The organism is Romboutsia sp. 1001285H_161024_C4 (genome assembly GCF_015550185.1).
GTDB lineage: Bacteria > Bacillota > Clostridia > Peptostreptococcales > Peptostreptococcaceae > Romboutsia_C > Romboutsia_C hominis.
This window is the reverse complement of sequence record NZ_JADNAJ010000001.1, coordinates 275,016-292,137: the sequence shown is the minus strand read 5'-3', so window position 1 is coordinate 292,137 and position 17,122 is coordinate 275,016. Positions and strand designations below refer to the sequence as shown.

At 25.9% G+C, this 17,122-nt stretch carries 19 protein-coding genes; 3 read left to right on the top strand and 16 right to left on the bottom strand.

Going from position 1 to position 17,122, the window contains the following annotated elements; genetic code table 11:
* Window positions 1–327: 327 nt before the first annotated feature.
* A complete protein-coding gene (locus tag I1959_RS01540) occupies window positions 328–837 on the bottom strand; it encodes a superoxide dismutase family protein (RefSeq protein ID WP_195236903.1) in 510 nt (169 codons plus the stop codon).
* Window positions 838–1,016: 179 nt separating this feature from the next.
* A complete protein-coding gene (locus I1959_RS01535) occupies window positions 1,017–1,313 on the bottom strand; it encodes a hypothetical protein (RefSeq protein ID WP_195236902.1) in 297 nt (98 codons plus the stop codon).
* A gap of 151 nt (window positions 1,314–1,464) precedes the next feature.
* Here I1959_RS01535 and I1959_RS01530 point away from each other — a divergent pair, with 151 nt between their 5' ends.
* Window positions 1,465–1,815, top strand: coding sequence for a cupin domain-containing protein (locus tag I1959_RS01530; RefSeq protein ID WP_195236901.1), 351 nt, complete (start codon window positions 1,465–1,467; stop codon window positions 1,813–1,815).
* A 121-nt stretch (window positions 1,816–1,936) separates the two neighbouring features.
* Here I1959_RS01530 and rbsB read toward each other — a convergent pair whose 3' ends face one another.
* The 9 genes from rbsB to I1959_RS01485 form a co-directional block, all read right to left on the bottom strand.
* Window positions 1,937–2,830 (bottom strand): ribose ABC transporter substrate-binding protein RbsB, encoded by an 894-nt coding sequence (gene rbsB, locus I1959_RS01525; protein WP_195236900.1) that lies wholly within the window; start codon window positions 2,828–2,830, stop codon window positions 1,937–1,939.
* An 11-nt stretch (window positions 2,831–2,841) separates the two neighbouring features.
* A complete protein-coding gene (gene rbsC / locus I1959_RS01520; protein ID WP_166505021.1) occupies window positions 2,842–3,816 on the bottom strand; it encodes a ribose ABC transporter permease in 975 nt (324 codons plus the stop codon).
* Between the two features lie 2 nt (window positions 3,817–3,818).
* Complete coding sequence (gene rbsA, locus I1959_RS01515) at window positions 3,819–5,312, bottom strand: ribose ABC transporter ATP-binding protein RbsA (RefSeq protein WP_166505020.1); 1,494 nt, start codon at window positions 5,310–5,312, stop codon at window positions 3,819–3,821.
* A gap of 1 nt (window position 5,313) precedes the next feature.
* Window positions 5,314–5,709 carry a D-ribose pyranase gene (rbsD, locus tag I1959_RS01510; protein ID WP_092926824.1) on the bottom strand — a complete coding sequence of 132 codons (396 nt, stop codon included), beginning with the start codon at window positions 5,707–5,709 and terminating at the stop codon, window positions 5,314–5,316.
* Window positions 5,710–5,712: 3 nt separating this feature from the next.
* Window positions 5,713–6,621 carry a ribokinase gene (rbsK, locus tag I1959_RS01505; protein WP_195236899.1) on the bottom strand — a complete coding sequence of 303 codons (909 nt, stop codon included), beginning with the start codon at window positions 6,619–6,621 and terminating at the stop codon, window positions 5,713–5,715.
* Window positions 6,622–7,060: 439 nt separating this feature from the next.
* Entirely contained in the window at window positions 7,061–7,699 is a 639-nt protein-coding gene (locus tag I1959_RS15585; protein ID WP_330615149.1) for a pentapeptide repeat-containing protein, read from the bottom strand.
* 6 nt (window positions 7,700–7,705) lie between these two features.
* Complete coding sequence (locus I1959_RS01495; RefSeq protein WP_195236898.1) at window positions 7,706–9,091, bottom strand: MATE family efflux transporter; 1,386 nt, start codon at window positions 9,089–9,091, stop codon at window positions 7,706–7,708.
* Window positions 9,092–9,224: 133 nt separating this feature from the next.
* Complete coding sequence (locus I1959_RS01490; RefSeq protein ID WP_195236897.1) at window positions 9,225–10,007, bottom strand: HAD family hydrolase; 783 nt, start codon at window positions 10,005–10,007, stop codon at window positions 9,225–9,227.
* Between the two features lie 99 nt (window positions 10,008–10,106).
* A complete protein-coding gene (locus tag I1959_RS01485) occupies window positions 10,107–10,736 on the bottom strand; it encodes a DUF3786 domain-containing protein (RefSeq protein ID WP_166505015.1) in 630 nt (209 codons plus the stop codon).
* Window positions 10,737–10,946: 210 nt separating this feature from the next.
* Between I1959_RS01485 and I1959_RS01480 the strand changes: the two genes are divergently transcribed.
* Window positions 10,947–11,984 carry a YdcF family protein gene (locus I1959_RS01480; protein WP_195236896.1) on the top strand — a complete coding sequence of 346 codons (1,038 nt, stop codon included), beginning with the start codon at window positions 10,947–10,949 and terminating at the stop codon, window positions 11,982–11,984.
* A gap of 54 nt (window positions 11,985–12,038) precedes the next feature.
* On the opposite strand, the gene tpx is transcribed toward I1959_RS01480, so the two are convergent.
* The 4 genes from tpx to I1959_RS01460 all read right to left on the bottom strand — a co-directional run bounded on the left by tpx (window position 12,039) and on the right by I1959_RS01460 (window position 15,708).
* The gene (tpx, locus tag I1959_RS01475; protein ID WP_195236895.1) at window positions 12,039–12,524 is read right to left on the bottom strand and encodes a thiol peroxidase; all 486 of its coding nucleotides are present in this window, start codon (window positions 12,522–12,524) and stop codon (window positions 12,039–12,041) included.
* A gap of 124 nt (window positions 12,525–12,648) precedes the next feature.
* Window positions 12,649–14,787 carry a sensor histidine kinase gene (locus tag I1959_RS01470; RefSeq protein ID WP_195236894.1) on the bottom strand — a complete coding sequence of 713 codons (2,139 nt, stop codon included), beginning with the start codon at window positions 14,785–14,787 and terminating at the stop codon, window positions 12,649–12,651.
* Window positions 14,788–14,822: 35 nt separating this feature from the next.
* The gene (locus tag I1959_RS01465; protein WP_195236893.1) at window positions 14,823–15,041 is read right to left on the bottom strand and encodes a hypothetical protein; all 219 of its coding nucleotides are present in this window, start codon (window positions 15,039–15,041) and stop codon (window positions 14,823–14,825) included.
* Entirely contained in the window at window positions 15,016–15,708 is a 693-nt protein-coding gene (locus I1959_RS01460) for a response regulator transcription factor (protein WP_195236892.1), read from the bottom strand. The genes I1959_RS01465 and I1959_RS01460 overlap by 26 nt, the downstream gene beginning before the upstream one ends.
* Before the next feature lie 598 nt (window positions 15,709–16,306).
* Here I1959_RS01460 and I1959_RS01455 point away from each other — a divergent pair.
* The gene (locus I1959_RS01455) at window positions 16,307–16,708 is read left to right on the top strand and encodes a GtrA family protein (RefSeq protein ID WP_195236891.1); all 402 of its coding nucleotides are present in this window, start codon (window positions 16,307–16,309) and stop codon (window positions 16,706–16,708) included.
* Window positions 16,709–16,757: 49 nt separating this feature from the next.
* Here I1959_RS01455 and I1959_RS01450 read toward each other — a convergent pair whose 3' ends face one another.
* The gene (locus I1959_RS01450; RefSeq protein ID WP_092926840.1) at window positions 16,758–17,111 is read right to left on the bottom strand and encodes a response regulator; all 354 of its coding nucleotides are present in this window, start codon (window positions 17,109–17,111) and stop codon (window positions 16,758–16,760) included.
* Between the last annotated feature and the right edge of the window lie 11 nt (window positions 17,112–17,122).

The following is a 17,122-nucleotide window of genomic DNA, read 5'->3' as shown; positions in this document are numbered from 1 at the left end:
TTTAAAATAATTCATATTTTTATTTTTTAAAGTTTTATTAATATTTATAAAAAATAAACACGAGTAATCATGATAAGAAAAACTTTCTTTTCTTAGGAAAGCTAAGTACTGTTTTTTAATGTTGATAAATTTTTTTCAAATATTAAATTAGAAAGATTATTAAATTACAGTAAATATGTAATTTGATTTTTAGCTATTTTTCGTTAAAAAAAATGACCTATAAATTGGTCATAATAATCATAATTTTTTATTTGAATTTAACATCAAATTCTCGAGTACATTAATACTACTAGATTTAAAAATTTATTATATTAATAATAAATTTGACTACTGATAGTAATCAATAACTCCGCACGCCCATCTATCCCCTGAATTTCCCGCAGGTTGTGAAGTAAAATCATCATATCCTTCATGAAGTATAAAAGATTTTCCTATAACTTCATCTACAGTAAACCTATTGGTAAATACAGAAAGTATCCCTATTCCATTAGCAGATAGTATTGGCGGTAAATCTCCTGCATGCATAGGGTGTTCTGTGTTGGTTGAATTATAATGAGATTTTGCAGAAGTAAATGGATTATTTTTATCTTCTATTGAACAATCGCCTACTTCATGGATATGAAATCCATGAAACGAACTAGTTTGATTATTTATACTAGGTATTCCTGTTATATATGCCTTTACATATACCCCCTCTTCTAATTGATACAGGTATACTATTCCTTTTATACAAGATGCTAATGGTCCTCCATTTATTTGAGCATATGCATTTGGTTTAGATGGTTTGTATCCAGAAAATATTTTTTGAATATCATATTTTGGGCAAGAATTATCCATGATGCACCTCCTTATAATGAAATACATTTCTATCGCTATATATCTTATGATTTACATTAATAGAATGTTAATATTTATTTCATATAATTTTAGATGCTTTTTATGAGATTTTGACGTAATTAATTTTTAATGATTTAAAAATAAAAAATCTCCATCTTATTTTGATGGAGATTTTTTAATTAAAAGTGTAATAGTCCAATGTCACATTCTATAGAGAACTTATCTCTACTCATTAGCCCGCCATAAGATATATTCATAAAAAATATTTGGCAATCCAATCTTTTATTTATTATTATCTTATATCCATCAACTTCATGAAGTACATCATCTTCCTTCATTTCGTCTAACATAAAGTCTAATTTTGCATCTTCATATATAGATGGACGATTTTTATATATTCTTATATATTTATGCTTGCTATTTTCTAATATTTTATCAAATTGTTTTTTAGCTTCTTGAGTTATTAATATATCCATATTATCAGTCTCTCCTATCCTTATGTCTCTTTAATATTATACCATATTTATAAAAATAATTATTTCTAATAGTTTAAAATTTATTAATTGAATATAATTTTTATATTTTGAGAAAAATATTTTCAATTACGTATATATATGGAGGTTTTTTATGGAATCAAATCATAAACATTTACTAGACCCACAAGCTGCAAATTTCAATGATACTGTAGTCCCTAAGACGCCAGTATTTTCTGGTAACGATATCACTTGTGAAGTTTATTATTTTAAGCCAAATCAAGATTTGGCAATGCATAGACATCCAAATGGAGAGCAAATATTTTTCTTTTTAAAAGGCTCTGGAGTTATGACTGTTGAAGAAAAAGAACATAATGTTCATACTGGATGTACAGTTTTTGTAAAAGCAAATGAATGGCATGGCATTAAAAACTCTGATAAAGAAGATATGATTGCTGTTCAAGTTACTAAAGTTAATGCTGGTGCTGAATATAAAGATAAATAAAATTTTTATTAAAAGTTGTAAATAATTTTATACTTAATATAAAATCCTTACAAACAAAAAAGCTTGATTGTTAAAATCAAGCTTTTTGTATACTTACAATTTATATTTAGGTTTTATTGAATTACTTTTTTACTAACTTTAATTCGACTGGTATATATTTATCTATTTTCTCACCTTTTATAACCTTATTGGCAGCTTCAACAGCTGTTTCTCCTATAAGTATCGGTTGTTGTGCCACTGTTGCATCCATTTTCCCACTTTTAACAGATTCAACTGCATCATCTGTTGCATCAAATCCAACTACTAATACATCTTTCATATTAGCATCTTCTAATGCTTTTTGAGCACCTAAAGCCATTTCATCATTTTGTGCAAATACAGCATTTATATTATCCTTTGATTGAATGATATTTTCCATAACAGTAAGTCCTTTACTTCTATCAAAATCTGCACTTTGTTTAGCAATTAACTTAAACTCACTATTTTTTATACCATCTTCAAATCCTTTACCTCTATCTCTTGTAGCTGAAGAACCCGCTATACCCTCAAGTTCTACTACATTTCCTTTTCCACCAAGTTTTTCTATTAAAAAGTCTGCTGCCATTTTTCCACCAGCAACATTATCAGATGCAACGTGAGATATAACTTCTCCTCCATTTGCTGCTCTGTCAACTGTTATTACTGGTAATTTTAGATTATTAGCAACCATAACAGATGCTATTGCTGAATCTGAATCAACTGGGTTTAAAAGTACTACATCTACATCTCTAACACTTATATCTTCCATATTAGATACTTCTTTAGCTGGGTCATTTTGTGAATCAAGAACTACTACTTCATATCCTAATTCCTTTGCTTTTTCTTCTACTCCAGCTTTTAAATCTACGAAAAATGGATTGTTTAATGTTGATACTATAAGTCCTATCTTTTTCACTCCATTATCTTTAGCACTACATCCTACTAGTAGGCTTGCTGATAATATTACACTTATTATTATAGAAAGAAATTTTTTCATTTTATTTCCTCCTAGTTACTTCTTCTGTCTAAAAGTACAGCTATTAATATAACTACACCTTTTACCATCATTTGATAATATGATGATACATCTAATATATTAAGTGCGTTACTTAATACACCTATTATTAATGCACCTATTATAGTTCCAGTTATTTTACCTTTTCCACCTGTTAAACTAGTTCCACCAAGTACTACTGCTGCTATTGCATCTAACTCATATCCAGTACCTGCTGTTGGTTGTGCAGAATATAATCTAGAAGTTATTATAACTCCAGCTAGTGCTGATAATATACCACTTATTGTGTATACCCATATTTTTATTTTATCTGTATTAAGTCCTGATAGCTTTGTTGCTTCTTCATTAGAACCTAATGCATAAGTATATCTTCCCATTTTAGTACTATTTAGTATATAAGCACATACTAAAAATACTACTATCATTATTATTGCTGGAGTTGGTATAGAGAATATTTCTCCTCCACCTATTTTACCAAAGTTTATTGCTAAATCTCCACTCCCTAATGTTATAGGCTTTCCATCTGTAAATACTAAAGTTAAACCTCTAAGTATTGTCATAGTTGCAAGTGTTGCTATAAATGGTTGAAGTTTTCCTTTTGAGATTACAAATCCATTTAAAAAACCAACAACAGCTCCTATTAATATAGATATTACTATAGCTATTACTATATTTTGTCCTGATACAAGTAAACTTGCACAAATTGCTCCACTTATAGCAAGTATTGAACCTACAGATAAATCTATTCCTCCTGTTAATATAACAAAAGTCATACCAGCTGCTATTATTGCATTTACGGATGTTTGTCTTAATATATTAAAAATATTTTTAGTGCTTAAAAATGATGGACTTAATATTGAAACTATACCTACTAACAATAATAATCCTACTAAACTTTTATACTTTATTAATATATTTTTTATATCTAATTTACTATCTTTCGTATTTTGTATACATTGTGATGACATAACTATACTGCCTCCCTAGTTTCTACTGCACATTTTAATATTGCTTCTTGGCTTACTTCTTCTTTCTCAAACTCTCCAGTTATTCTTCCTTGGCTAAGTACTAATATTCTATCACTTAATCCAAGTATTTCTGGCATTTCTGAAGATATCATTATAACCGCTTTTCCCTTTGACTTAAAATCATTTATTAAGTCATATATCTCTTTTTTAGCTCCTACATCAACACCTCTAGTAGGTTCATCAAGAATTAAAACATCTGGATTTGTAAGTAGTGCTTTTGCTATTGCTACTTTTTGCTGATTACCACCACTTAAATTTCTTATAAGTTGTTCTTGGCTTGGTGTTTTTATATTTATCTTATCTATATAGCTATTTACTATCTCTTTTTCTTTTTGCTTATTTATTTTAAATAAAGATGATATAGTATTTAATGAAGATATGGTCATATTTTCTCTTATAGATAAATCTAAGATTAATCCATCCCCTTTTCTATCTTCACTAACATAAGCTATTTTATTTTTTAAACCGTCTTTTGAGCTTCTATTAAATATCTCTTTTTTATTTACATATATACTTCCACTTTCTTTTTTTATATGTCCATATATAGTTTTTGCAAGTTCCGTTCTACCTGCCCCCATAAGTCCTGATATACCGACTATTTCTCCACCTTTTACATCAAAACTTACATTATCTACAAATTTATTTTTTAGATTTTTAACCTCTAGTATAGGCTCTCCTTTTTCACATTCAATTCTAGGGAATTGATCTGTAAGCTTTCTACCTACCATCATCTCTATCATTTTATCTTCGTCTATATCTTTTATTTCTTCTTGACCTACATATTTTCCATCTCTTAGTACAGTTATATAATCACATATTTCAAATATTTCTTTTAGTCTATGTGATATATATACAATTGCTTTTCCTTCTTCTTTTAACTCATTTATAACCTTAAATAAACTCTCAGTTTCCTTATCTGTTAGTGCATCTGTTGGCTCGTCCATTATTATTATCTTTGCATCTAATGATAAAGCTTTTGCAATTTCGATCATTTGCTTTTGACCTATGCTTAAGTTTTTTACAAGACATTTTGAACTAGTCTCTACATTTAACTTTTGAAGTAACTTTTGACTATCACTATGTAGTTTATTAAAGTCTATTTTAAGTCCATTTTTAGGTTCTCTTCCTAAAAATATATTTTCGCCTATACTTAAATCATTTACTAAGTTAAGTTCTTGATGTATTATTGCAATACCTTTATCAGCTGCATCTTTAGGTCCTTTTATATCTTCTTCTTTTCCATTATAGTAAATTTGACCTTTAGTTTTTTTATATACACCACTTAATATTTTCATAAGTGTAGATTTTCCCGCTCCATTTTCTCCCATCAAAGCCATAACTTTTCCTTCATAAAGCTCCAGATTAACCCCGTCTAGTGCCTTAACTCCTGGAAATTCTTTTACTATATTTGTCATTTTCAAAATAGGTGTTTTCATGTTAAAATACAACTCCCGATTTTAATATTATATTAGCATAAGGACTGCACTCCCCAGTTCTAACAAAAGCTTTACTGTTATTAGTCATCTTTTTAAATTCTTCATGACTCACTTCTGTAACTTTTACATTTTCAAATCGTTTTAATATTTCTTTATATATTTTTTCGTTTTTTTCTTTAATCTCACTAGCTATTATTATCTCTTCAACACATAGTTCTTCTAATATTACATCTAAAGTATCTATAAAACTTGGTACGCCGTGAGTTAATGCTAGATCTATCTTTTTAACATCATCACTTATCGGAAGTCCACAATCTCCTATAGTTAAACTATCAGTATGACCCATTTTAGATATAGTGTATGATATTTCACTATTTATCAGTTTAGTTTTTTTCATAATTTACCCCCTAAAGTTCTCAACTTCTATTAATGTTGGTAAGCTACTTTGAGCACCCTCTTTCATAACTGATAATGCTCCAACTTTTGAAGCAAAATCCATAGCATATTCCATATCTTTGCCACATGCTATTGCCACAGCCAAAGCTCCAGTATAACTATCACCAGCTGCTGTAGTATCTATAGCTTCAACTTTATATGCCTTTTTAAACATTGATGTTTCTTTATTTATATATAAACTGCCCTTAGAACCTAAAGTTACTATAAGTTCTTTTACACCTTTGTTTATCATTATTTGTGCACATTCATTTATATCATCTTCATTACTTATTGATTTTTGGCTTATTATTTCAAGCTCAGTTTCATTTGGAGTTAATAAATCGACATTTTCTATTATCTCATCTTCTAAGACTACTGCTGGTGCTGGGTTTAATATAGTATACTTACCTAGCTCTTTAGCTTTTTTAAGAGCATACTTTATAGTTTCTAGCGGAGTTTCAAGTTGAACTACTACTATATCACTATTTTTTATTGCATCTATATTCTTATCTATATCTTCTTTAGTTAATTTATAATTAGCTCCTGGTGCTACTACTATAGAGTTTTGTGCATTTTTATCTACCGTTATAAGTGCTACACCACTTGGACCTTCTTCTACTTGTATGTAATTAGTATTTATATTATCTTTTTTTAATGAGTTCACTAAAGTTTCTCCAAAGCTATCATTTCCAACTTTACCAATCATAGTTACATTTCCATTTAACCTAGCCATAGCTACCGCTTGGTTAGCTCCTTTTCCGCCTGGAACTTCTTTGAAATTACTTCCTAATAAAGTTTGTCCTGCTTTTGGCATCTTTTCTACATTTACAACTAAATCCATATTTAGACTACCTATAACGCATATATTCTTCACAATGTTCCTCCTATTTTTTATAATATATATATCATTTCTATTTTAATATTCATTTTATCTTTTCTATAGAGTATCATATTTATTTATTAAGTGCAACATATTTATATATTTATATATATTTTTTTACATTTTATATCAATTACAACCATAATTTTATATAAAAGTATATAATTATATTTTAATAATATACTCTTATATAAAAAATTTGCTTCGCTCATGTATCCAACAAATTTGTCCTTTGCTAAAAATATCATTTTTTACACTTTTAAACTTATTAGTATATCTTATTTTATAAGTTATCAATAATTTTATATTTAATATAATTTCCTTATATGCAAAAAATGAACTAAAACAATTATGCTTTAGTTCATTTTCACTATCACTATATACTTATTTAAAGTTTTATGCCTTTATTAATCTTTAAATATACATTTGATTTTTATTTTATTACTATATTCATAAGTTTAGTTAATTCTAAGGCTTGAATAGGTGTAAAAATTCCACCTGAGACATCTTTTATACTTATTTCTAAGCTATCTATATTACAAGTAGTTAAATCTACTTTATCAAGAGAACTTCCCCTAAAAATTGATTTTGTTAAATCTGTAGATTCTAAAATTAAACCTTTACTTTCTACTTCCTGAAATACTGAATTTCTAAAATTAGAATCTTTAAAACATACATTTTTTAATTTAGCATATGAAAAATTTGAATATGTCCCTATAGTATCCTTAAATAATACATTTTTCATCAAAGAATCATCGAATCTACTTCCTATTAATTTACAGTTTATAAACTCTGTTCTATATATACTACTATCTGATATATCTATATTAGATATATCACAGTTTTCAAATATACAATCTACTATATCTATTTTTTTTAAATCGCATTCTTCAAATATTATATTTTTAAAAACACAGGAATTAAAACTAATTCTTATATTATATATATCACTTATTATAGTATCTTCTATTGTTTTATTTTCTATACTTTCCTCATCTATTATAAGTTCTACTATATTGTTGCACTCTTGTAGATCATCATATATTTTAGGCTTTTCTATTTTATACTTCACAGGTATTTATATCTCCTTTATATCCTCTAATTCTTTTTCTTTCTTATTGTATTCTTTATTTTTTCTACAATACCCATATATATTTTTATATTTATTTATAAAGAATATAGATATTATTACTGTAGATAATTCCGCTAATGGAACTGCTAACCATACTCCATTTGCATTTAAATATTTAGGTAAAAAAATTATTCCACATACTATAAATACAAAAGTTCTTAAAAAAGATATAGTTGCAGATATTTTTCCATTTGAAAAGGCTGTAAACATTGCCGAAGTAAATATATTAGTTCCCATAATTAAAAAACCTATAGCAAATAGCCTAAATCCATTATAAGCAATATTAAAAACATTACTTTTAGGCTCTGAAAATAAACCTACTATTACTGGAGATGCTAATATTGCTACTGTAAACAATATTACAGAACTTATCAATATAAATATTATACTATACTTTATTATCTTTTTAAGCTCAGGCTCATTTTTATTCCCATAATTGTAGCTTATAATAGGTGCAACCCCTGATGAAAATCCTATATATGCAGATGTTATTAAAAATTCACCATATAAAACTATGGTTATAGCTGCTACTCCATCTGAACCTAAAAGTTTCATCATAACTATATTAAATAACATTGTAGTTACTCCTGCTGATAAATTCGTAACCATTTCAGATGAACCATTTGTCATTGTAGTTAATATAACGTTAATGTCTAAGCTAGGCTTTACAAAATATAAAGAAGCTTTTTTTCTACTAAAATATATTATACCAAGTATTGCTGGTATTAAATTTCCCATACCTGTTGCATATGCCGCTCCTGATATTCCCATATCCATAGGAACTATAAATAAATAATCTAATATTATGTTGCTAAATCCACCTATTAAGGTAAATAATAATCCTATATTTGGCTTTCCTGCAGTTATTGTAAGGTATTGAAATAATAAGTTAATTATAAATGCTGGAACAAATATTAAAGTTGATGCTAGATAATCTCTACAATACCCATATAAGTTATTATTTCCACCAAGTGTATATATTATCTTTTCTAAAAATACATATCCAATAAATGATATTAAGATTCCTAAAGTAGCCCCTAAAAGTATTATTAATGTAAAATTCTTTTTAGCTTCTTCAGTTTTACCTTCACCAATTTTTTTAGCTATAACTGCGCTACTTCCAGTCGCTAGCATTACCCCAACTGCTATTACTACATTTATAAATGGATATACTATATTTACAGATGATAATGCGTCAGTATTTACAAATCTAGATACAAATATTCCATCTATTATTGTATATAAAGACATAAATACAAGCATTACAACCGATGGTATAGTAAATTTTATAAGTGATGAAAAGTTAAAGCTTTTTGCTATTGAATTATCCATTTTATCCTCCTAAATTGTGTATCTTATCATATTATACAATAAAGTATATTGTTACAATACAGTCAATAGATATTTTAAGTAATAAATATAATAAAAAACTACTTAGCATAAATTTATACTAAGTAGACTTTTGTTATAGTATATTTAATTTTATAGCTTCTAAAACTCCATTATCATCATTACTTTTTGCAATAAATCTAGATACTTTCTTTAAATCATCATGAGCATTTTCCATAGCATAACTGTGATAAGCTGCTTCCATCATCTCCAAATCATTTAGATAATCTCCAAATACCATAGTTTCATTAAAATCTATACCCATTTTCTCTTGAAGTGCTTTAATTGCCATTCCTTTATTGGCGCCTTTATTCGTTATATCTAACCATATCTTCCCAGATATAGATACTTGTAAATCATCTCTATAGTCGTCGTAATATTTATTGCTATTTTCTTGAGCCCCATTAAAGTCACATATAGTAACCTTTAATATATCATCTTCTATTTCATTTACATCTTTTACTACTTCATACTTTTCATAGTATTTTTCTACTTCTTTTATAAATTCTTCATCAGTAGATTCTATATATGCAGAATTTTTACCACAAAGTATTACATTTGAATTTTCTATATTTCTTCCTATATTAACTAATTCTTTAGCTATATTTCTATCTAATGAGTTTATAAATATCTCTTCTCCCTTATAAACTACAATTGTTCCATTCTCAGCTATAAACATCATCTTATCTTTAACATCTTCAAATCTTTTTAACAAATTAAAGTATTGTCTTCCACTAGCAGCTGCAAATATTATATCTTTTTCTTGTAGTTTTTCAAATACATCTATAAAATCATGGTGTATTTCATTATTATTATTTAATAGTGTTCCATCCATATCTGTTGCAATAAGCTTTATCATCTGACTCCTCCTTTGATGCTTTATGTATATTATATCAAATGTATTTGCTTATTTTAATTATAAAATCTAGGTTAATAAATGTGAACACTATTATATAATTTATAGGTTATCTAATTCTTCATATATTCTTATAAATGGTATATCGCCAATTACTGCTATATCCTCTGCATTAAAATAGTGCTTTATATTTGAGTCAAATAATATATTAGATGCTGATTCTATTTCATCATCCCCACTCCATAAAATATATATAATATATGTATCATTTAAAAATCTAATTTTATAGGCACTATCTCCCATATTTATTTTACTTGCTCCAATATTTTTCATTACAGATTTAAATTTTTCTACATTTCCTCCAAATTCTTTAGTTAATCTATTTATACTAGTTCTTAAAAATGCCGGATAATATACATGTCCTCCATCAATTTCTTTAAATGTTATATATTTATTAGTTGGTGGTATTGGATTAGCATTGACTAAAAATCTTATTACTAAAATTTCTAAAGCTATTTTATCTAATTTTTCTCCATTTTCTTTATATATATCTCCACTAGGATATTCTACATATAAAGTAAAATCCATACACTTTACATGAAATATACTGGTGCTTTTATCATAGTATGAATTTGATAGCTTTGCCATAAGAATAGGATCTTTTTTACTAAATTCATTTTTAGCATAGTCTAACGGTATATTATAATTTCCAACTTTATTAAATTTCTCCATGATAATTCCCCCAAAATAATTTATATTACTACTTTCTACATAAAGTAGTTTAAAACCTTTTAATTATACTAACATTTCATACTATATTTAATATATTATTAATAATTAGTGTCTACCTAGTAAATTTGATGTTGTTATTTGTATATATTTTTTACTTATGCTAATATTATTAATTATCAATAAAGTTTTATTTTAATTTGGAGGTGAAGTATGAAAATACTTTTAATACTAACTCTAATTTCATTTTCTATCTTTTTAATCTCTTATAATCTAGATAAAAGAAAACTTTATAATGGCTTTTTATTTAATATTTCATTATTTATGTTTTTATTAACTGCAACATACATAACCTTCTCTACTTCTAATATATTATTGATGGTTATATTTTTTATATTTTTTATTATAGCAATTTTTATTTTAATATTTGGGATTTATATACTCATAATTGGATTATTTATAAATGCACGAATTGTAATAAAAAGGGAGAGTAGAAGCTTATCTAATCTATTAACATTTTTCTTAGGCTTAGTTTTACTTTTTCATGTAATACTAACTATAATTAATCCTGAAAGATTTTTACCTAGTGATATTAATGCATTTATTGGTGGATTTATTCTTATAGAAATATATTTCTTATTTAGTGTTTTTAACTTCTTAATGATTTCACTATTATATCAACTTAATAGACCTAAGTTAAATCAAGATTTTATAATTGTTTTGGGTAGTAGGGTAATTGGAGATAAGGTTCCTCCTTTACTTGCTAGCAGAATAAAAAAAGCAATTGAATTTTATAACAAGCAAGCTAAAGCATCGAAACCACCTAAAATAATATTTTCTGGTGGTCAAGGTAAAGATGAGAAAGTTTCTGAAGCATTTGCTATGCAAAAGTATGCTATAGAAAATGGTATACCTATTTCTGATACAATACTTGAAGATAAATCAACAACAACATTTGAAAATATGAGTTTTTCTAAAAATATAATGGATAAAATTAAGCCAAGTGGATACAACAGCATTTTTGTTACTAATAATTATCATCTATTTAGAGCTGGACTTTATGCCAAAAAAGCTAATTTAAAAAGTGATGGCATTGGTGCAAAAACTGCACTTTACTTTATTCCAAATGCTTTAATAAGAGAATATATTGCTATTGTAGTAATGAATAAAAAACGTCATTTTATAGTTATATCATTTATATTAATCTGTAGCTTTATATTAGCCTTAATAAATTATTTTTTAATAGGTTAAAAATAAATAAATAAAAAAGCAGTATACATAAATTTATGTATACTGCTTTTTTATTTATTTTAATACGTCTAAAACCTTATCATAATTTGGTTCTTCAGTTATTTCTTCTAGATATTCTACATATATAATTTTATCATCTTCATCAACTACAAACACTGCTCTTGATAAAAGACCTAATTCATTTATGTATACTCCATAATTTTTCCCAAATTCTCTATCTTTATAATCTGATATAGTCTTTACATTTTCTATACCAGCTGCACCACACCATCTAGCTTGTGCAAATGGTAAATCCATTGATATTGTATATACTGTAACGTTGTTTAATTTTGAGGCCTCTGTATTAAATCTTCTTACTTCCATATCACAAACTGGTGTATCTATTGATGGAACAGATAAAAATACTCTTTTTCCTTTAGTATCATCTAATTTTAATGGGTTTAATTCATTGTCTATAACTGTAAAGTCAGGAGCTTTATCTCCAACTTTTAATTGTTTTCCTTTTAATGTTAATGGTGCTCCTTGAAATGTTACTTTCATTATAATTACCTCCTAATTATTTATATAAACCTATATTATTTTTAGTATTTGTTAATATATTTATACCTTTATATTAACTATATAAACAACAAAATATAGCTTTTTATAAATATTAAAGTAATACTTATTTATCTATCTTAGGAAAGACTAATATAGATTTAAATAAATCACCATCTATTTCTACACTAAACTTACCACCTTGAAGATTTACTAAATCTTTGCTTATAGCAAGTCCCAGTCCACTACCTTCTGTGTTTCTTGACTCATCTGCTCTTTTAAATCTTTCTGTTATCTCTGTGGCATCAAAGTTAAGTTCATATGAAGATATATTTTTCATAGTAATGATTACACTTTCATCAGACTCTAATAAATCTATATATACTCTTGTACTAGGTAGTGAGTACTTTGATATATTTGATAATAAGTTTTCAAATACTCTATACATTCTTCTACCATCTGCATATATATTAATTTTTTCACTACTCAATTTTAATCTTATATCTAAGTTAGAATTTGTTAATTTTTCTTCCATTTCTCCTATACTTTGTCTAAGTAGCTGTACTATATCTATATTTTCCATATTAAGCTCTAAATTTCCACTACTTGCTTTACTAGCTTCAAACAAATCTTCGATTAATATTTTTAACCTCTTAGACTTTTGGTCTAATACTTTTATATAATCATTTACATGTTCTGGGGTTACGTCTTCTTTTTTTATTAGCTCTATATAATTTATTATAGATGTAAGTGGGGTCTTTAAATCATGACTTACATTAGTTATAAGTTCTGATTTCATTCTCTCACTTCTTAATTGAGTTTCTATTGATTTTTCTAGTCCTTCTCCAATATTATTAATATTTTCTGCTAAATTAGTGAAACTATCATTTCCCAATAAATCTATTTTGTAATCTAATTCTCCATTTTTTATTCTAGAAGTTCCTTCTATTATATTACTTAAATAAGCTAATTTTTTAACTATATATAAGGTAAATAAAATCATAGACATAGGTATTCCAACTAAAAGCATAACCTCATTATAGATAAGTTCATACAATAAGACTGACACTACCCCACCTATAAATGTTATACCTATTGATACTATTATTATTCTTTTTATTAAAGGTATTTCTTTAGATGCTTTTAACGCACTGATAACAGTATTTTTTAATATTTTATATAGTTTATATACAATAGTTTCTTTTAATATATATATTTTTTTATCATATTTTTTGCTTCTTCTATTTATAGTGTAAGCTGCATATATAAGTAGATATGCTCCTATTACTGCACATATTTTTTCTATCATATACCTATAACCTTGATAATAAGAAAGTGAAAATGGTACATATAATAAAAAGTCTATAGCCATTAACCATAGTATAATATCTATTGGTACTTTGTTTGATAACTTAGTTAATATGCCTTCATCATGGTCTTCATTTATTTTTATTTTTTTATATGTAACTGCTGATATAATAAATACAATTATATTTACAATCATTAAAATTAAACATATATACACTTCTTTTATAGTTTGTGTATATTGGTGATACTCATTATATACCTTATCTGAAATTTCTACATTAGATAATAATTTAGGAAAAGACATATGTACTTCTAAATTTTCTTCTGGTGTAGCATCTAATAACTTACCCTCTATATAATGGGTTGGATTTTCTGATACTTTTTTATTTATTGTTTTTATGTAACTTCTATTTGAATTATTTTTGTCTATTTTTATATTTGTATATTCATCTATATTTTTATCAAATTCATCAAATGTCTTATATCCTGTATTAGTATAATACTCATTAGTTTTAGTGTTTTTAACCATAAATTTAATATTGTGTATTTGCTTTAATTGATTTCTACCATAATTAATCTTATTTAAAAGAGCCTTTTTAGCTTCTTCTTTAGTAGGTTTTACTTCTTTTTGTTCATATATTTCATTTCCTTTTTCATCAATACCACTGCTAACATCCTCATAATATGTATTTTCATTTATATAATTACTTATATTTGAATCTACATCTGATACACTTTCCCCCATCCAATACAAAATAGGTCTAAGTACATTAAATTCAAATACATTACTTTTATAAAAATCTGTTTCTAGTATTTGCTTATCCTTATGCATATAACTTGTCCATAGCCCCATATTTTGACTATAGATTGAATATGTCGTTGGTATTACTGTAAGTAATATTGATAATGAAATCATAGATAACATTAAGAATACATTCTTTAATCTATTTTTTTTCAAATTTATCCCTCATCTCAATTTATTTAAATTATTACCTATAATATAGATAGTTTTCTCATTATTTTATATATAACAAAATTTATAAATGATAAATTAGCTAATATCATAAATAAATTTTGGCTAAAAAATTTAAAACATGTTATTATTCCTATTATTTGTGTAACCATAAATATAGTTAGTATAAGTATTAAATTAAACACTAAACTTTTATTTTTTACAATTTTACCACTAAAGCTTTTCAACTTTATATCCAACTCCCCACACCACCTTTAAATATTTTGGTTCTCTAGGATTTATTTCTATTTTTTCTCTTATTCTCCTTATGTGAACTGCTACGGTATTTTCCGCATTAAAACTTTGTTCCTTCCATACTTTCTCGTATATTTCATCAATTGAAAATACTATTCCCTTATTAGATAATAAAAGCCTTAATATATTAAATTCAATTGGTGTTAGTTTAACATTCTCTCCTTCTACTAAGACTTCCTTTGTCAATAGATTCATAGAAAGTTCTCCACTTTTTATTACTTCTTTATCTTCATTTTTATAAGTTCCTAAATTAACATACCTTCTAAGGCTTGACTTTACTCTAGCTACAAGTTCTAGTAAATTAAATGGTTTTGTTATGTAATCATCTGCACCAATATTAAGTCCAAGTATCTTATCTGTATCTTCACTTTTTGCTGATATTAATATTATAGGTATATTTTTTTCTTCTCTTATTTTTATAGTAGCTTTTATACCATCTAATTTTGGCATCATTATATCCATCAAAATAAGATGTATTTTTTCATTTGCTATAATATCTAATGCATCTAATCCATTATAAGCTTTGTATATTTTATAACCTTCATTTTTTAGATATATATCTATTGACTCAACAATTTCTTTATCATCATCCACTACTAATATATTGTACATATAAACTTTCACCTTCTTTATTATTTTCTTTAATATTATACAATAATTTCACATCCTTTAAATATTAATAATATAAATTCATTTCCTACCTTACAAATATATAATAGAGTATAAATCTTAAAAATTTCTTAATCTAATTCTTAAGATTTTATTACAAAATATGTAAACATAGCGGTATTTGGCAAATGTTATTTGGCTTTGAAGATATAAACATACAATCTTGGGTTAATATCTACAGTGTAGCTTCTATGGCTGCTTTTGATGCTTGTTCTAATTATATTATTTAGTGCTAAAGTGAGATGATTACTCTAAGTTTGCTCTTATAAGCTCTATGATATCTTTATAGATCGTAAGGATACCTGCTTGATATTTATTTTCTAATTTCTTTGGTGTAAATGTTATATTGATGGGAATTCCTGTTGGTTAGATAATTGAATTTTTTATAAAACTTGAAACTAGAAGAAAAGACAGTCGTTTATAATCAGTATAAATCCATATTAAATTTTGAACTAGTAAATACTTATAATGAAGAATAAATTGAATTTATGCTCAAATAATATTATTATAAGTTTATGTCTTTCATCTTAGGAGTGTATATATGTCAACAATATTAAAAAAGTACAGACATAAAATAATCGAATATATAAAATTCAATGTAATAGGTATAAGCAATTTTGTAATATCTCAAGGTATATATCTTACTTTGTTTCTTTACTTTAAACTTCACTACCTATTAGCCTATACTATAACTAGTGTTATTAGTATAACAGCATCTTATATATTAAATAGTAAATATACTTTTAAAGAAAAGAAATATTCTTATAAAAAATTTTTCTATTCAATTTTAATATATATATTTGAGTATATATTAAATATGGGAGTTATAGTAATACTTGTAAATGTATTTAAACTTGGAGAAATATTATCACCAATAATTGCTCCAGCTTTTACTACTCCCCCAATATTTCTTCTTATGAGGAAAGTAATAAAAAATAGTTAGCAATATTGCTAACTATTTTTTATCCTTCTATATTTTCATATAAATTAAATTATATTTTAGATAAAGCAGATACTATAATCTCTTCCTTAAAAGGCTTTACTATAAACCCTTTTGCTCCATATATTATAGCTTCTTTCATTCTTGCCTCTTGTCCTAATGCAGATACCATTACAACTGAGGCAGATGGATCAATTTTCTTTATTTCTCTTAGTGCTTCTAATCCATCCATTTCAGGCATAGTTATATCCATAGTAACAACTTCTGGCTGTAATTCTTTATATTTTTCAATTGCCATTACTCCATTTTCAGCTTCTCCAACTATCTCAAATCCATTATTTTCAAGCATATTACGTATAGACATACGCATAAATGCTGCATCATCAACTATTAATACTCTTTTCATATTTTTTCCTC